This is a genomic window from Actinomycetota bacterium, from assembly GCA_040757835.1.
GTDB lineage: Bacteria > Actinomycetota > Geothermincolia > Geothermincolales > RBG-13-55-18 > SURF-21.
Genome location: JBFLWJ010000011.1, coordinates 88,189 through 103,855, shown reverse-complemented (window position 1 = coordinate 103,855; position 15,667 = coordinate 88,189). Strand labels below are relative to the sequence as shown.

General features: G+C 65.2%; 13 protein-coding genes. 2 read left to right on the top strand and 11 right to left on the bottom strand.

Going from position 1 to position 15,667, the window contains the following annotated elements:
- From AB1384_10270 to tatA, 5 genes are all read right to left on the bottom strand, one after another.
- A partial coding sequence (locus tag AB1384_10270; protein ID MEW6554657.1) for a molybdopterin-dependent oxidoreductase occupies nucleotides 1–1,546 on the bottom strand: 1,546 nt, incomplete at its 3' end.
- 48 nt (nucleotides 1,547–1,594) lie between these two features.
- Nucleotides 1,595–2,179 carry a twin-arginine translocation signal domain-containing protein gene (locus AB1384_10265; GenBank protein MEW6554656.1) on the bottom strand — a complete coding sequence of 195 codons (585 nt, stop codon included), beginning with the start codon at nucleotides 2,177–2,179 and terminating at the stop codon, nucleotides 1,595–1,597.
- Nucleotides 2,180–2,414: 235 nt separating this feature from the next.
- A complete protein-coding gene (locus tag AB1384_10260) occupies nucleotides 2,415–3,266 on the bottom strand; it encodes a formate dehydrogenase accessory protein FdhE (GenBank protein MEW6554655.1) in 852 nt (283 codons plus the stop codon).
- A gap of 186 nt (nucleotides 3,267–3,452) precedes the next feature.
- Nucleotides 3,453–4,223, bottom strand: a complete 771-nt coding sequence (gene tatC / locus AB1384_10255) for a twin-arginine translocase subunit TatC (protein MEW6554654.1) — start codon at nucleotides 4,221–4,223, stop codon at nucleotides 3,453–3,455.
- A 64-nt stretch (nucleotides 4,224–4,287) separates the two neighbouring features.
- A complete protein-coding gene (gene tatA / locus AB1384_10250; protein MEW6554653.1) occupies nucleotides 4,288–4,536 on the bottom strand; it encodes a twin-arginine translocase TatA/TatE family subunit in 249 nt (82 codons plus the stop codon).
- Nucleotides 4,537–4,909: 373 nt separating this feature from the next.
- Between tatA and AB1384_10245 the strand changes: the two genes are divergently transcribed.
- Nucleotides 4,910–5,704, top strand: a complete 795-nt coding sequence (locus tag AB1384_10245; GenBank protein ID MEW6554652.1) for a hypothetical protein — start codon at nucleotides 4,910–4,912, stop codon at nucleotides 5,702–5,704.
- Nucleotides 5,705–5,897: 193 nt separating this feature from the next.
- Here AB1384_10245 and AB1384_10240 read toward each other — a convergent pair whose 3' ends face one another.
- The 3 genes from AB1384_10240 to AB1384_10230 all read right to left on the bottom strand — a co-directional run bounded on the left by AB1384_10240 (nucleotide 5,898) and on the right by AB1384_10230 (nucleotide 7,003).
- Nucleotides 5,898–6,293 carry a pilus assembly protein TadG-related protein gene (locus AB1384_10240; GenBank protein ID MEW6554651.1) on the bottom strand — a complete coding sequence of 132 codons (396 nt, stop codon included), beginning with the start codon at nucleotides 6,291–6,293 and terminating at the stop codon, nucleotides 5,898–5,900.
- Nucleotides 6,290–6,715, bottom strand: a complete 426-nt coding sequence (locus tag AB1384_10235) for a TadE/TadG family type IV pilus assembly protein (protein ID MEW6554650.1) — start codon at nucleotides 6,713–6,715, stop codon at nucleotides 6,290–6,292. Before AB1384_10235 ends, AB1384_10240 begins: the two co-directional genes overlap by 4 nt.
- 87 nt (nucleotides 6,716–6,802) lie before the next feature.
- Nucleotides 6,803–7,003, bottom strand: coding sequence for a hypothetical protein (locus AB1384_10230; protein MEW6554649.1), 201 nt, complete (start codon nucleotides 7,001–7,003; stop codon nucleotides 6,803–6,805).
- Nucleotides 7,004–7,175: 172 nt separating this feature from the next.
- Between AB1384_10230 and AB1384_10225 the strand changes: the two genes are divergently transcribed.
- Nucleotides 7,176–9,011, top strand: a complete 1,836-nt coding sequence (locus AB1384_10225; protein MEW6554648.1) for a serine hydrolase — start codon at nucleotides 7,176–7,178, stop codon at nucleotides 9,009–9,011.
- On the opposite strand, the gene AB1384_10220 is transcribed toward AB1384_10225, so the two are convergent.
- The 3 genes from AB1384_10220 to AB1384_10210 all read right to left on the bottom strand — a co-directional run bounded on the left by AB1384_10220 (nucleotide 8,997) and on the right by AB1384_10210 (nucleotide 15,519).
- On the bottom strand, nucleotides 8,997–12,992 hold the full coding sequence (locus AB1384_10220) for a S8 family serine peptidase (GenBank protein ID MEW6554647.1): 3,996 nt from the start codon (nucleotides 12,990–12,992) through the stop codon (nucleotides 8,997–8,999). The two genes, AB1384_10225 and AB1384_10220, sit on opposite strands and share 15 nt — an antisense overlap.
- Before the next feature lie 186 nt (nucleotides 12,993–13,178).
- Nucleotides 13,179–14,432, bottom strand: coding sequence for a cobalamin-dependent protein (locus tag AB1384_10215; protein ID MEW6554646.1), 1,254 nt, complete (start codon nucleotides 14,430–14,432; stop codon nucleotides 13,179–13,181).
- Nucleotides 14,433–14,445: 13 nt separating this feature from the next.
- The gene (locus AB1384_10210) at nucleotides 14,446–15,519 is read right to left on the bottom strand and encodes a hypothetical protein (GenBank protein ID MEW6554645.1); all 1,074 of its coding nucleotides are present in this window, start codon (nucleotides 15,517–15,519) and stop codon (nucleotides 14,446–14,448) included.
- Nucleotides 15,520–15,667 lie beyond the last annotated feature (148 nt).

The window sequence follows — 15,667 nt, the reverse complement described above, 5'->3', positions numbered from 1 at the left end:
TCACCTGGTCCAGGTTGGGCTCCCCATGCTCGTCCTCGTCGTAGGCCCAGAAGAGCTCGGTCACCGATTCCTTGCCCTTGCCGCCCTCGGTTTCGTAGAGTTCCTTCACCGCCTTCATGATCTGGTGGATCATAAAGGCATCAGGCTCGGCATCGCCCGGCGGCTCCACCGCCTTCCAGCGGTACTGCGCCAGGCGGCCCGAGTTGGATACGGAACCCGGCTTTTCAACCGAGGAAGCCGCGGGGAGCACCCAGACCTCGGTCTTGATGTCCTTGGGATCGGTGCCGGGACGCCTCCAGAAGTCCATGGACTCCGTCTCCCACAGGTCGGCCGCCACGAACCAGTCCAGCTTGTCCATGGCCGCGGCCTCCAGGTTTGAGTTGGGACCTCCCACCACGGGGTTCTGGCCCCAGGCGATAAGGCCTTTGATCACTCCCGCGTACATGTCCTCGAAGAGGCCGATGTGGGTGTAGTTCTTGCCCTTTTTCACCTTGGGGTGGAGGTCGTAGGCCTTGTCCAGGCCGTTCTTCTTGGCATAGGGGCCGTAATAGGCCATGAGGTAGCTGTTGAAGAACCTGGGTTGCCAGGTCCAGATACCGACCTTCGGCGTCGTCTTCTCAAGGTACTTGACGCGGTCAGGGTTGTCGGTGGAGTTGGGGACCGGCATGTAACCGGTGAGGATATGGGAGAGAAGGCCGTAGTCCGTGGACCCCTGCACGTTGCTCTCCCCGCGCAGGGCGTTGATGCCCCCGCCCGGAAGGCCGGTATTCCCCAGCAGGCTCTGGAGGATTGCGAAGGTGCGTATCTTCTCCGTGCCTATGGTGAACTGAGTCAAGCCCATGGCATACATGAGGTTGCCCGTCTTCTCCCGCTTGTGGGTGGTACCCACATAAGCCTCGGCGACCGCCTTGAAGCTCTCGGGGGTCATGCCACAGACCCTGGAGACGATGCTGTCCGTACCCTCATAGGTGTAGCGCGCGTAGTGCTGCTTGAGCTTGGCCCATACGCTTCCAGCGACGGCAGCGTCATCGTTGGGGATGAAGTTGCCGTTTGAGTCCTTGGGTCCGTTGGGCACGCCGCGCCCTTTGTAGAAGGCGTCCTCGGCGATGGGTATGAGCTGTACGCGCTTGGGCTCCCCCGCCGCATCGGTCTGGTACGACCAGGTCTTGGTGTCGTACTTCCTCGTCTCGGCATTGTAGCCGCTGAAGAGGCCGTCAAGCTCCGCCGGGCCCTTGAATTCCGGGTTCACCAGGATGGGGGCGTTGGTGTAGTTCTGGATATACTCCCAGTTGAGATAGTTCTTGTCGATGGCGTAATTGATCAGGGCCCCGAAGAAGGCGATATCCGTGCCGGGCCGGATAAAGGCGAAAACGTCCGCCCTGGCGGCGGAACGCGTGAAACGCGGGTCGACGACGATAATCTTGGCGCCGTGATCCTCCCTGGCTTTCTCCAGCCACTTCCATGAGCAGGGATGGTTCTCGCTGGGGTTGGCGCCGCAGATCATGAAGGCGTCGGCGTTCTTGAGGTCGACCCAATGGTTGGTCATGGCTCCCCGGCCATACGTGCCGCCGAGACCGGCGACTGTGGCCGAGTGTCATATTCGCGCCTGGTGCTCTATGTACACCAGGCCGAGGCCGCGGGCGAACTTGATAGCGAGGTAGCATTCCTCGTTGTCCAGGGCCGCCCCTCCAAGTTGGGCGATGCCTTCGCAGCGGTTGACCGTGACCTTGCTCTTGGTACCGTTGACGTCGATCTCCTCCGTCTCCACGAAGGTGGCGTCCCGGGTGTCCTTGATGAGACGGGCGATGGCCGGGATGGCCTCCTCCCACGTCTTGTCCTCCCACTCGGTCCCGCCGGGTGCACGGTACCAGACTTTCTGCAGTCGCCTGTCGTTATTGGCGACCTGGTAGATGGACTGGCCCTTGGAACAAAGGCTAGCCCGGTTGATGGGGCTGTCGGGCAGACCCTCGAGACCCACCACCTTCCCGTCCATCACGCTGACGATGGCGGAGCAACCCATTGAGCAATACGGGCATATCGTGGTGCTCTCTTTGGCCTCGCTGATGCGAAGCTCCTCGCCAGCGGCGAAGGCGGGGGTGGAGAATCCGAGTTGCGCGAGGGCCGCGACGCCGATGCCGGCGCCCGACAGCTTGAGGAAACCTCTTCGCGAAAGTTCCATACTTCCCCCCACTTTCCTAGGTCGATTCCTGTCCTTTAAGAAAATACAAAACTTACGGTCACTCGCGGTCTATGTTTAAACCCATGCGGGATTTGATTTCCCTGCTTACGCAGCTCCTTCCCTCACAAGCTTGGTTTTCAAAGAACACCTTGTCCAATCTATAATCTCAAGGATTATACTATCCCCGGTTACCGCATGGCAACATCATCTGGCAGACGGCTGGCCGCTGCGCCGGTTATGAAAACACCGTCCTGCACCCTCTTTCGTAACCCCTTTTCTCCGCCGCGATATCCAGGTGCGCCGTGGCCAGATCCTCCAGGGGCAGCACAAATTCCTCGTCTTTCTCGCTCAGTGGAGTGCTCACCTTGATGTATTTACCGCAGGCGTCGCAGAGATAGACGCGGCGGTCATTATCCTCCCCCGCGAAGATGTATTTGAGCTTCTCCTGGTCCGTGGTGTTGCAGAACGGGCACATGATACGCGGGAAGCCCCAGCGGGTCCCGCAGAGGGAACATTCCAGCACGCGCAGTCCCTCCTCTGGCCGCAACAGGCCCATGATCGGCAGGTCTCCGCAGACCGGGCAGCGGCCCCGCGGCACCTGCCCCAGGTCCGCCTTGCGCACCAGGGACCCCGCCATCTTCCAGTAAAAGGGAGCCAAGGATATGTGCAGCAGCATCAGGAGGACCGTGCCGTCCAGCGAGTATTTTCCCAGGAGAACTTCCATCTCGGCATCTTCACGAGCGAGGAAAGCGTCGACGAGGCCGCGCAGCCTGGTGTCGTCCTCGATCTCCTCCCCCAGGAACTTTTCCATGCCCTCTACCGGGCCCCCTCCCTTCTTCTCCAGCACCCTGCCCAGCTCGCGCAGCATCTCCTTGAGCACGGTCAGATCCACCGCCAGCTCGTCCGCCTCTACCAGCAACCTGCCCTCTTCGACGCGGTACGCCACCTGGGCCCCCTCAATATGGGGGAGCTGGTCGGGGATGTCCCGCGAGAGCATTCTCTGGGTGGAAAAGACCTCGCGATAGAGGCCCATGACCCCCTTGAGCCGTGGGTTCTCCTCGACATACCTCTTGATCTGGCGGCTCACCAGGCTCTTGTTCAGTTTCCGCTGCTTGAGGTCGAATTCTGCGATCTCGATCTACCTCCCAGGTCTTCCATCGCTTTTCCATCTCGCTGACCATTCCGTGCACCGGCGCCGCGGCGCGCGTCCTGCCCTATCCGGCGCCAAGGTCATCTATTATATGCCATTGCGCACGGGAGCAAGTAGCCCTTCTTACTCCTCCTCACCGGATTCCGTTTCCGCCTCGAAGGCCTCTCTGCGTTTACTGGCGCTCCGCATGCCGAACCTGGCGAAGAATATACTCCCCTCGTAGAGCAGGAACATGGGCGCCGCCACCAGGACCATGGTCACCGGGTTCCAGTCCGGGGTGATCAGCGCCGCGAAGGCGAGGATGATGATCACCGCGAAGCGCCAGTTCTTATGCAGCTTCTGGGGGGTGACGATGCCCAGCCTCACCACCAGCCAAACCACCAGGGGGGTCTCGAAAGACAAGCCCACTCCAACCATGAGCAGCGCTACGAAACTCACGTACTGGTTGGCCATGAGCACCGGCGTTATCTGTCCTCCGGACTGTCCCGTCAGCCATTCCAGGCCCACCGGGAGGATGTACATGTAGCAGAAGGCCACGCCCGCCAGGAAGAAGACGATGATGAAGAAGAGGGCGTAGAACATGAAACGCTTCTCCCGCTTGCGCAGGGCCGGCGCGATATAGGCTATTATCTCGTAGATCACCACCGGCAAGGCCAGGACGATGGCCGCGTACATGGCGATCCTGAAGCGGACCATGAAGGGCTCGAGGACGGTCTGGTAATAGAGGTTGAGGGGGATCCCCGCCTTGGCCGCCGGCTCCTTGAGGAAGCCGAGTATCTCCCAGGAGAATATATATCCCACCGTTATGGCTACCACGAGGGAGAGGAACATCACGATAATGCGCCTTCGGAGCTCCTCGAGGTGCTCGATAAAGGTCATCTTCTGGTCGGCCAAGAAAGCCTCCGGGGCGTTCAGGGGGTAGGGAAAGGGGTGTTTTCCAGCGGTCTCTCTGGTTTGCCTATTCCTCTTCCTCTTCGGTCTTCTTCTTTTTCTTGCTTTCCTTCTCTTCCTCTTCTTCCTCAGCCTTGCCCTCCAGGCCTTCCTGCACGGCCTTGGTGACCTCGGAACTGGCTCCCCGCAGCTCCCTGATGGCCTTGCCTACGGAGCGTCCCAGCTTGGGCAGCTGCGTGGGCCCGAAGATGATCAGGGCGATCCCCAGGATGATAAGCAGCTCGGTGGGACCGAAACTCTGAAAAAGCGCGAGCATATGCTCTTTCCCTCCTTTTCGCCGTTATCTACAACGTTAGAATATATTAGACTCAGCCAATTTATTAGTCAACGGGACTGCCATCCAGCGCTGGTACTGGAAGATCGGGGTTGCTATGTATCGTGAGGCTCCATAGACCCGGCCCAGACTCACGTAATGGCGACCGGGGCCAGTATAAACGCTGGCCCGTGGCGCTGCGCGTCGCCGGCTGCATGGGCAAGCGGGGGGCTCAGCCTTGACATTTCACGCCGCAGGCGCAAAACGCAACGCGTGAGCCCACCGACGTGGAACTGTGTCGTGGCCATCTGTCATCATAGCGGTTGGGAGGGGATGCGGACGGATGTGGAGAAATGAGTGGGGGAAAGGAGTCCGTATGAGAGCAGGCTGCCAGCGCTTCGTCTTGACCGCGGTTTGCGCCGTCCTGGTGCTTGCCGTGTCCGCGCTGGCGGGATGCGGGGACGCCCCAGGGGACGACAGCGCTGCGGTGACCGAGGCGACCACCACCTTCCTCAACGCCCTGGGAGACCGCGACGTGGAGCTGTTGCGCTCCCTGATGTCCCAGGACTACCTGGAATCCAGTGGAGTTCCGGATCCCATCAGCAGCGAGCAGCTCGTCGCGGCACTGGGCTACATGAACTCCTACCGCTTCATCCCCGAGGAGGACATCACCATCGAGGGGGACCGGGCCGTCATCACCGTGGATATCGAGCTGGCGCAGAAGGGAGAGCGAGAGGAGACCATGGCGCTGGTGCGCGAGGACGGGACGTGGAAGGTGGACGCCTTCACGGCCCTGGACTGGTCCAAAAAACCGGTGGTGATGGAAGAGAACACGGACGAGGTGGAGGCGGAACAGGCCCTGCGCGATTTCCTCATCGCCTGTATCGACGGCGACACGGACTTCATATTCGAGCACCTGAGCCCCGCCTATAAGGAGAAGCGCCACCTGGACGAGCCCTGGACCCCGGCGGAGTTCTCCGGCATCTTCGGGACCGCCCGCTCCTTCGACTTCAACGCCGAGGACCTGAAGGTGGAGGACGGCAGCGTGGAGATCGACGTCACCGTTGAGTTCGGCACCAGGGGGAACCTGGAATCCGAGACCGCCCGTGTGGGGCTGGTCAAAGAAGGCTCGGCCTGGCTGATAGAGACTTTTCCTTTTTTCATCTATTGAACCCACCCCATGGCTCGTTTAGACCCGGACACGGCACCCCATGGCCAAAACGCGTTCGATTTCTCCCGGGGGCCCCGCCCCCTGCGCTCCCCTCGGGGAGCCCTCGACCTGCCCGGGAGGGGGGGTATCCACGACCCTGACATCGGGGGTCATCGTCCCGGGCTACGTGACACACGGTCACGCATGAGGCCCCCTAAGGGGGAGCCAGGTCGAGGTAGCAGCGGGCGGTGGCAGTGACCGCCGCCTCCCTGTTCCCCATGACCAGGAGTTCGACCCGGCGCGAGACGCGCACCGTCACCCAGAGATAGCGTTCCCGCGCCCCGAACGAGCACTCGAGAAGGTCGGAGCCGTTGCGCACCGCGTACTCGCGTGCCGCCGCCCCGGGATCGTTGCCGACTCCGAAACAGGGGGTGAGTTCCAGGCCGGCCGCCTTGGCGGCGGCGTCGGCGGCGGTCTGCGCCCTGCCCCGGGCGGTATAGAGGGCGGCCACATCGTGCAGGACCACCCCCACTAGTAGCATCACCAGCATGAGGGCGGCGGCCACCACGCTGGCCCCTGCGTGCTCGTCCCGGGCGAGGCCTTTCCTCAACTCCCCTCCCGGTCGTTCTCGATGCGCATCTCCGCGTTTCCGCTCACCGTCACCGCCGGGAAGAACCTGCTCACCGCGGGTATGGCCACGGGCACCTCGTATTCGACCCGCACCCGGACCCATTCGCCGCGCTTCCGCGGCCCGCTGGAGACCTCCACCCTGACCTTATCGGGGTCGAGCCCGGCGGCCGACCTCAGCGCCGCCCCCTCGATGAGCACGGGGTTGCCCGTCTCCACTCCCTTCCTCGCCCCCTCCCGCGCCGCTGCCGTCACCGCTATCTGGGCCCTCATCACCATCACCGCCTGGGCGAAGAGCAGGAAGACCAGCAGGAGCAGGGGGAGGACCAGCGCGAACTCGGCCGTGGCCTGGGCCTGGTCGGAGCCCGCGAGGCGCCGCGCGAAAGACGGGTGACGGCGGAGCAAAGAACACTCCTTTGCGTACGGTGGGAGCGGCGGAGGACGGGGCCATGCCGCATCCGGCAAGGGCGCTGATCCGTTGGGGGTCTGTGCCTAATCTACGACCTTGAAGGCCTCTTCGCGCTTTGATTTGCCGCCCATTTTCTTGAGCAGGTCAGACGGTATCTCGGGGGTGATGTAGCCGACGATGTCGTTGTAGTGCTGGATGAGGAAGGTGTCGCCGCGGCGCAGTCCGAGTACCATGTCCGCTGCCTTGGACCTCAATTCCGTGGTGCTGATTATCCTGACTGCCATTTCCTCTCCTTTAAACCTCTAAAGTTATACATGTTATAATATATGCAGATACTTTTTTAGTCAAGCACCCGTGCGCCGGCCGACACGTTGATGTTAAAATAACGCGGGTGGGGCAGCCAACTCGGAGCAGGCTTGGGTCGGTCGTTGCCGTAGGTTTCGCCGGAGGCCTTCTATGGGACGGTGCGGCATATGGGCTTTCCTTCCTCTCCTGCTCATTGCGTCTTTTCTGCTGAACTCCCATGCTGTCGGGGCGGGCGCGGGGTCCACCCCGGACGGTCCGCCCGGTGTTGCGGCCGAGACGGCGGGAGTGATCGACCCCACTTCCCTAAGCGGCATGATGCGGGACGTGGCGGAGAGGTACCCGGGGGACTACGGCATATATCTCAGGGTGCTGGAGACGGGAGAGGAAGCGGGTTACCAGCCCGACAGGCCTTTCTACGCCGCCAGCTGTTACAAGCTCTTCCTGGTGATGTATATATACGAGAGCGCCGCCGCGGGCCGCATCGACCTCAACACCGTCATCGCCTATCAGGGCGGGGATCATGCTGACGGCACCGGCATCATCCAGTTCATGTCCGGCGACCGCGCCTTCACCGTCCGCCAGCTCTGCGACTATGCCATCGTCTACAGCGACAATATCGCGGCGAAGATGCTCAAGCGCGTCTACGGCTACCACGCCTTCCGCGACTACGCCAGGTCCCTCGGCTGCGTGGTGACCGCCACCTACGGCCTCGACCTGACCACCGCGAGGGAGATGTGCACCGGCCTCGACCGCCTCATGCGGTTCGCGGCGGCCGATCCCCTGGGGCAGGAGATCGTCGGTTTTCTGCGCCGCAGCATCTATAAGAGCCGCATACCGGCCGGGCTGCCAGCGGGGGTGGATGTGGGCAACAAGACCGGCGATTACGGCGGCTATCTGAACGACGCGGCGGTGGTCTTCGAGGGGGACGTCACCTACTTCCTCTGCGTCCTCTCCTCGGGCGCCTCCGGTGACGGCGGGCATGTGGAGGTCTCCAGGAACGTCTACGAGGCCATCGCCTGCGGTTGCTGCGGCGGCGGCCACTGCGAGACCGGCACCACGGCTCCGGGTACCGCCTGGTATTTCGCCGAGGGCACCACCCGACCCGGCTTCGACACCTACCTCTGCCTGGCGAACCCCGGGGAGGAGGCGGCGCGGGCCCTGGTCACCGCCATGGACCAATACGGCCGCTCCCACGACCTCCCGGTGACCGTCCCCGCCGGGAGCAGAACCTCCCTGAACATGAACGCCCTGGTGGGTCCGGACCTGGATATCGCCATGCGCGTCACCTCGCAGCGGCCCATCCTGGCCGAGAGGCCGGTCTACTTCCGCTACCTGGGCCAGTGGTCGGGGGGCCACTGCGCGGCCGGGGTGGCGTCGCCCGGCACCGCCTGGTATTTCGCCGAGGGCACCACCCGACCCGGCTTCGACACCTACCTCTGCCTGGCGAACCCCGGGGAGGAGGCGGCGCGGGTGAGCGTGGAGTATCTCTTCGGCGGAGGGCCCTCCACGTGGCGCACCTACGCGGTGCCGGCGGGGAGCCGGCTCTCGCTATCGCTCAACCAGGAGGTGGGTGTGGGGCGTGACGTCTCCATGGCCATCTCGAGCGACGCCCCCGTCCTCGCCGAGAGGCCCATGTATTTCAGGTATGCCGCGCGCGCCAGCGGCGGGCACTGCGCGGCCGGGGTCGCCGTCACCGCCCCCATGTGGTGCTTTGCCGAGGGTTGCTCGCGGGCCGGTTTCGACACGTTCCTATGTATCGCCAATCCCGGCCCGCGCGCGGCGGAGGTGAGTGTCACCCTGCTGGACGAGGCGGGCCGGAGGTATGGCCTGGAGCTTAGCGTGGCCCCCGCCTCGCGCACCACCCTGTGCACGGGTGACCTGGTGGGAGGGGAGCACGACATCTCCGCGGTGATCAGCTCAAGTTCAGGTATCGTGGTGGAGCGCCCCGTGTATTTTCTCTTCGCCTCGCGCTCACTTGCCCCATGAGAGCGTGGCCAGGTTGGAGATGGCGGAGAAGTTGCCCGCCTCGTCCCTGGTCTGCAGGGCGAAGTAGAAGGTGGTCCCGGACCGGGCATAGATGAACGGGAAGGCGTCGTAGGCGTATTCCTGCGGGGCCCCGGGCTCTCCCGGCATGGGTTTTCCCGTGGTCAGCGAGACGGCGTCGTCCCAGTTGCCGGCGTCGATGGGGCGGTCGAGGAAGCGTATCTCGTAGCACAGCGCCTGGCCGAGGCCCGCGTCGTCACCCGGCGCGGTCCAGGCGAGCTTGACCCCGGACGGTTCCCCGCCGTCGCCGAGCGCCTCGGCGGAGAGATCCATTACCCGCCCCGGCCTGGCGGCATCGCTCCCCAGGCAACCGGTGTTCCAGGCGTCGTGCCCGTACTGCGGCCAGTCCGCCGCGTCGCCCCCCAAAGACGGGGTCTTCCAGATGAACAGCCACCCCTCCCGGGTGCCAATGACCACCTCGCGCGAGCCGTCGCCGTCAAAGTCCGCGACGGCCGGGGTGACCGTACTGCTCCCGGCGGTGAACCTCGGCCATCCCGCCGGTTCGGTGCCGTCCGCGCCGATGGCATGGAGGTCGTACCCGGCGCCACCCACCAGGACCTCCTGGGAGCCGTTGCCGTCCACGTCCGCCGCGCCGGGGGCTGCGAAGAGGGCGTCGCCGTTGAGCAGGGCGGGGAAGGCCGCGAGCATGCTGCCGTCCGCGGCATTCCAGGCAGTGACGGCGTTTTCTGACCTGGTCTGGTCGGCGGGCAGGTACATGTCCGCCGCCCTGCCTAGGCCCATGGTGGGCGCGAAGAAGGAAAGGGCGCCGCCACCGAGCGTGGCGAAGCATCCGCTCCCCCACGCGCACATCAGGGGGACGTCCTTACAGGGCGACGCGGCGCCCGCCTCGCGTGACTGCAGGCTCAAGGGCAGTCCCGCCTCATCGCTCCCCAGCAGCGAGGTCCCGTCAGAGCGGAGCAGGAAGCCGGGGCCGGCCGACGATGATATGCCGACCTCCATGCGCCCGTCGCCGTCGATATCGGCCGCCGCCGCCGCCGCGTTGACTCCCGCCAGGATGCCGGGGAGCATGCCCGGGGCGGCGGTGGCCAGCTTCACCGGCCAGCCCGGCAGGAACGCCTGGGCGGGGACCTTGTCGGCCGCCGGCTGCGCGCTCGCGTCGAGGCCGTACGCCGCGCCCTCGTGGTGCACGGCATAGACGCGCGTGTTGGCGGGCTCGAACGGCTTCCCCGTGCCGGTGAAAGCCTGCAGCGAGGGGAGGAAAGCCCCGAGGTCGAAGGTGAGCGGTGAGACGTTGCATCCCTCGCCCAGGTAGACCTCGCCGGTGCCGCAGATGATCTCGATGTCGCCGTCCCCCTCCAGGTCGGCCGCGCAGGGGGCGGCGACCAGCTTCCCGCCACGGGAGGCGCTGTCCTTGTCGGCGTAGGTGCAGGTATGGGTGAGGGGGTCGAGGGAGGCCACCTTGCCCGGGTCCACCAGCTTAACCGGCCACCCCCGTACGGCGGTGCCGTTGGCATGCCAGGCATAGAGGTGCTGGTCCGCGCAGGAGGCCACGATCTCAAGGCTGCCGTCGAGGGATGCGTCCAGGTTGCAGAGGACGGGCGCGCTCGCGAAAGTGCGGTCGAGGCGGTTCCATTTATCAAGCCCGTGCACGCGGTCGGGCACGAGGCGGGCGGCGAACCACTCCGCCGGCAATGCCCCTTCCGTCCACCACTCCGTGCGGTCTGGGATGGAATAGAGCGGGTTGGAGCGCACCGGGAAACCCGGCAGCAGCTCTCCCGCCGCGTTCCAGGCGTACAGCCTTCCCTGCATGTCTCCCACCACCACCTCCAGGGTACCGTCACGGTCGAGGTCGCCCACGGCGGGGGTCCCGGCGATGGAGGCGCGGGCGTCCATGCCGATATGGCCGTCCTTGTAACCCCTGGACTCCTCGTGCAGGGGCAGGGCGGCCGTGCGCACCGGCCAGCCGGGGACTTCGCTCAGGTCGGGGTTGTAGGCGTGCACCACTCCCGCTCCTGTGGCTACGATGAGTTCGTCTTCGCCGTCATCATCGATGTCCGCGAAGCGCGGCGATGCGGATATGTCGGAAGAGAGGTCCACGGGGGTAGCGGCGTAGGCGTCAGGGTCGTCGAAGCAGTACGCGGTCCTGCGGTCCTCGCCCCAGTTGCCGCGGTTGTCCCGCACCCTCACCCTCACGGTGAAGGCGTAGCGGTTGGGGTCGGACGCGCCCCCGCGGGCCTGCATGGTATCGAGCACCGCGCCATAGACCTCCCCGAGGTCCAGGTTGGCCAGGACGCCTTCCACGGGCTCGTACTGCTCCTCGGTCTCGCTGACCGTTATCCACTCGTCATCGGCGGGGTCCCAGCCCGGCGCCCACTCCACCGTGTAGTGGAAGCTCTCAGCGCGCACCGCGGCTACCCTGCCGGCCACCTCCAGGGTGACCTGTCCGGGGTTGAGCGACTCGGACCACGCGGGGTAGGTTATCTCCGCCTCGGGCGGGATACGCCCCTGGTCCACGGCCATGACCGCCTCGTAGGCGTTGACGCGGCCGTAGCCGAAATACGGGTCCCATCCCCGGTGCGACTCGAAGCGCTCGGACGGACCGATGAGTGAGTCGAGCTCACCCAGGGTGGTGCCGTAATAGCCGGGCGAGAAGTCGATGTCGTCCGCGGTCATGGCGATGACCTGCTTCACCTCGCAGGCCGAGAGCGGCAGCTCCTGGCCCGGGTAGTTCCACAGCTCGCCCCGCTGCACGTCGTTGGCGGCCGCTGCATAGATGAGGGCGGCGATGCCCGCTAGCCTGGCGGCCGCGCCCGAGGAATGGCCGTCCGAGGGCGCGGAGACCACCGTCTTCGCCCCGTAGCCGGTCTCTCCGCCCAGGTAGAGGTAGGATGACGGGAACTGCTCCGCCGTGGAGGAACCCGATGCGGCGTATTTCTGCAGGGCGTTAACCTGGATGGCGTGTTCGTAGGCGGCCGGGTAACTGCTCTGGGCCGACTCGCCCGTTCCGGCGGAGGCGATCACCGCCACGCCCCTGGTGGCGGCGTAGTCGACGGCATCCCGGGCGAGGGGTGTGTTGTTTAGGCTGACCAGGGCCGCCTGCACCAGCCAGGCGCCCGAGTCCACCGCGAAGACCGTCCCCTGGGCGAAATCATTGGCGTCGACGATGTAGGTGTCGCCTACCCTTACCGGCAGCAGCATGGCGCTGGGGCATACGCCCGCGATGCCGCTGGCGTTGTTGGCCTCCCCCGCCGACCACATCGCCCCGGCGGTACCGTGGCCGTCCCCGGTCTCGTCCCAGGGGTCGTTGTCGTCTTCCAGGAAGTCCCAGCCGCAGATGTCATCCACGTAGCCGTTGCCGTCGTCGTCCTCTCCGTCGGAGAAGGCCCAGATGATGTCCTCGGGGTCCAGGACGCCGTTGCCGTTGAGGTCCACCGCCCGGGGGTCACCCACGTAATCGTCCACGTTGAAGGCGCCGTCGCCGTTGGCGTCCCAGATGGGCGCCGCCTGGCGCGGGGGCAGCTCGCCGGGGTTGAGGTAACATTTGCGCCGGAGCTCGGTCATGGCCGCGGCGTCGCGCCACGCCATGCCGGTGTCCAGCACGGCGATGACCACGTCGGGCCGGCCCGTGGTGACGCTCCAGGCCTTGTCCACGCCGGCCCCCATCACCCCCTCCAGTTCGCGCCGGTCCAGTTCGGGATGGAATAGGCCTACGAGGGTCTGGTAGAGGGTGTTGCTCTCCTCCCCGGTCAGCTTCCAGTACTCGCTGCTGCCGGGCCCATAATCGTTGGGCAGGACGGAGCTGTAACCGTACTGCTCGTAGCGGTTGGGGTCCTGGGCGGGGGAACGCTGGGGCCACGGCGCATCGGCCGTCGCGAAAGCACTGGAAAGGATCAGGATACCTACCAGTAACGCACCCGCCGCTATTGTCAGTGCGCCTTTTGCCTGCCTGTGGCGCGTTCTCATCTTCCCCCCTTTTTGCTCCCCATAAGGTTGGGTTTTCATTATATATATAAATGGCCCTTCTATTCAATGCGGCAACGGTGGCATAACGCCTGTTTATCCGTATTCCCTTCCACGCGGCGCATAACCTTCTATCGTCTTTATCGGCGAGCATGTTGATGGCCCCGGCCACGGCATGCGCCGCCATACTCAGGACAGACGCTCGTAGTTGCTACGGCGTTCCAGGCCCTCGATGCGGAAGAGGGGGTCGCCGCCCACCAGCTCGCGGCAGTCCTCCAGGGAAAGCAGGTTAAAATAGGCGGGGCGGATAAAATCAGGGTCGCCGCCTTCCAGGCTCCCCTCGGACGGCGCGCGTTCACGCATGGCCTTCCCCAGCTCGGTGTACTTGAAGACCCTGATCCCGGCGCTCACCCCCACCGTGTCCGGCTCCGCCTCCCGGAAGAAGTCGAAGAGGGGGCGCAGGCCCTGTAGCGTCTCGGCGGGGAACCCCACCAGCAGGTCCACCGCCACCCCTATACCCTCCCCGCGCGCCAGGGCGATGAAGCTTCCCAGGTCCGCGAGGCCGTAGGCGCCGGCGGCGAGGGAGGCGGAATCTACGGACAGGGTCAGCGAGGCGGCGCCCGAGGCGGCCAGCATGCGGAAGAGCTTCGCGTCGTGGGGCAGGGGCTTCATATAGAGAGACCAGCTCAGCCCGAGCCCGGCCTCCTCCATTTGCCGCAGCATCTCCTTCGCGGTATCCAGGTCCTGGTTGAACTCGCAGTCGCAGAGGTGGAGTTCCGTGCAGCCCTGCGCCCGCAGCACCGCCAGTTCCTCCACCACCGCCATCGGGCTGCGGGGTTTCCAGGGCAAGCCGGCTTCGATACAGAAGCTGCATCTCCCCATGCACCCCACCTGGGTGGCGAAACCGGCGACCCCCCTCCCGGCCAGGTAAGGGGCATAATCCACCCAGCGCCCCCGCGCGGGCACCTCCGCGGCGTCGAAGGAATGGCTCCAGCCGTCGAGGAGGCGGGGCGGAGACGCGCCCCGCTCCAGGTCGCGCAGGAGCGCGGGTAAGGCCCGTTCCCCCGGCCCGTGTACCGCGTAATCGCCGTCCACGTACTCCATGACCTCGCGGGGACCCGCCAGGAGGGCGCTCCCCCCTACCACTACCATGGCCTCGCACTCGCGGCGGCAGGCGGCGATGAGCGCCGCTGAGGTGTCCAGCAGAAAGGCGTTGTCGAAGTAGAGGGAGGTGTCCACGTTGCGCAGGGAGAAGCCGGCTACATGAGGGTCAAAGCCCTGCAACGCCTCGCCCAGAGCGGCTTCGGGGTCGTCCGCGAAGGTGAGGTCGATAACCCCCACCTCGTGCCCCTCGCGCTCGAGGTAGTGGGCAAGGTACTCGACGCCCACCGGTATGACCGGGGGCTCGACGTAGCGGTTCGGGTTTACCAGCGCGACCCTCACACAACATTCCTCCCTAGACCGGAGAGAAGGCGAGGCGTAGGGAGGTGGCGTCGGTTTCTCTGGCCGCTATCCGCAGGTCGAGGCCGCCCGAGGCCTCCAGCATCCCCCACAACCGGCCCGTGAGCAGGACGTCGTTGTAGGGGTTTTCCACGCATATCGCCCGGGCACCCTCCGGCTCGGACGGGTCCGTCACCTTTCCCCATCCCCGGTAGGGGAAGCTCTCCAGGTGCGCCGCCAGGTCCATGCCGCCGTGCCCGCCATTGCCCTCGGGCTTGCCCGCTATGCCCCCGTAGAGCGAGCGGGCGTGCCCGCGGGTGACCTCCACCATCTTCCGCTCGATGTCCTCACCCAGTTGCCCCGCTAGCATCCTCAGAACCGCGGTGATGCCCTGGGTGTTGTTGAAACAGTAGCGCCTCCCGGAGAAACGTTCCTCGATGCGGCAACCGCCCTGTCTCCACTCGAAGAGGCGGGACACCCCCCTGGGGGCGCCGCACCTCTCGCAGTGCTCGCACGCGAGCTCGCCCGCTGCCGGCCCGGCGACGTCACGCGACGACTCCTCGATGAGACCGCTCTTTCCCGCGAAACCCTCGCCGGGGACGACGGTCATCACTCCCGCGTGTTCGTCGCCCTCCCAGACGGCCGCGTTCTCGCGCCCCGAGACCACGTCGGCCACGGCGGTCACGTCCCCGCGCAGCAGGTCCGTGGAGTAGGGGTCCTTTACCTCGATGACCATCCTGTCCGGCTCGATGCTCTTGAACTTCACGTCGGCGATGCCCCAGATGGACACCGGATAGAGCATCATGCGATAGAGGTCCTCGTCGGAAGGCAGCCCTCCGCCGCCTTCCTTCATCTTCTCGACCGTGGCGGTCATGTAGTCCCTGGCATCGATGTACTTGCCGCTGGCCACGATGTCGCCGATATCGTAGTCCATGAGGTCGGAGAGGGAGCGGAAGAGGTGGTTCAGCTCGTCCACGTCGAAGAAGGTGCCCTTGATGTAGGGTGGGAACCTGCCGTTTATGGACCCGTCCGCATGCCACATGTTGCCCCTGGTGATGCCCAGGGGCACGCCGCAGGCCTCACAATACAATGCCCCTCACCCCCTTGACCTGCCTTCCCACACCGAGTGCAGGCTCATAATATCTTTCGTATTTGTCGAGTCCCATTCCCGCCCAGTGCATCGGCTAATCTGATTATCCCACTTTTGCGCCAAATATATGCGCGAAAACGGGGAAGGT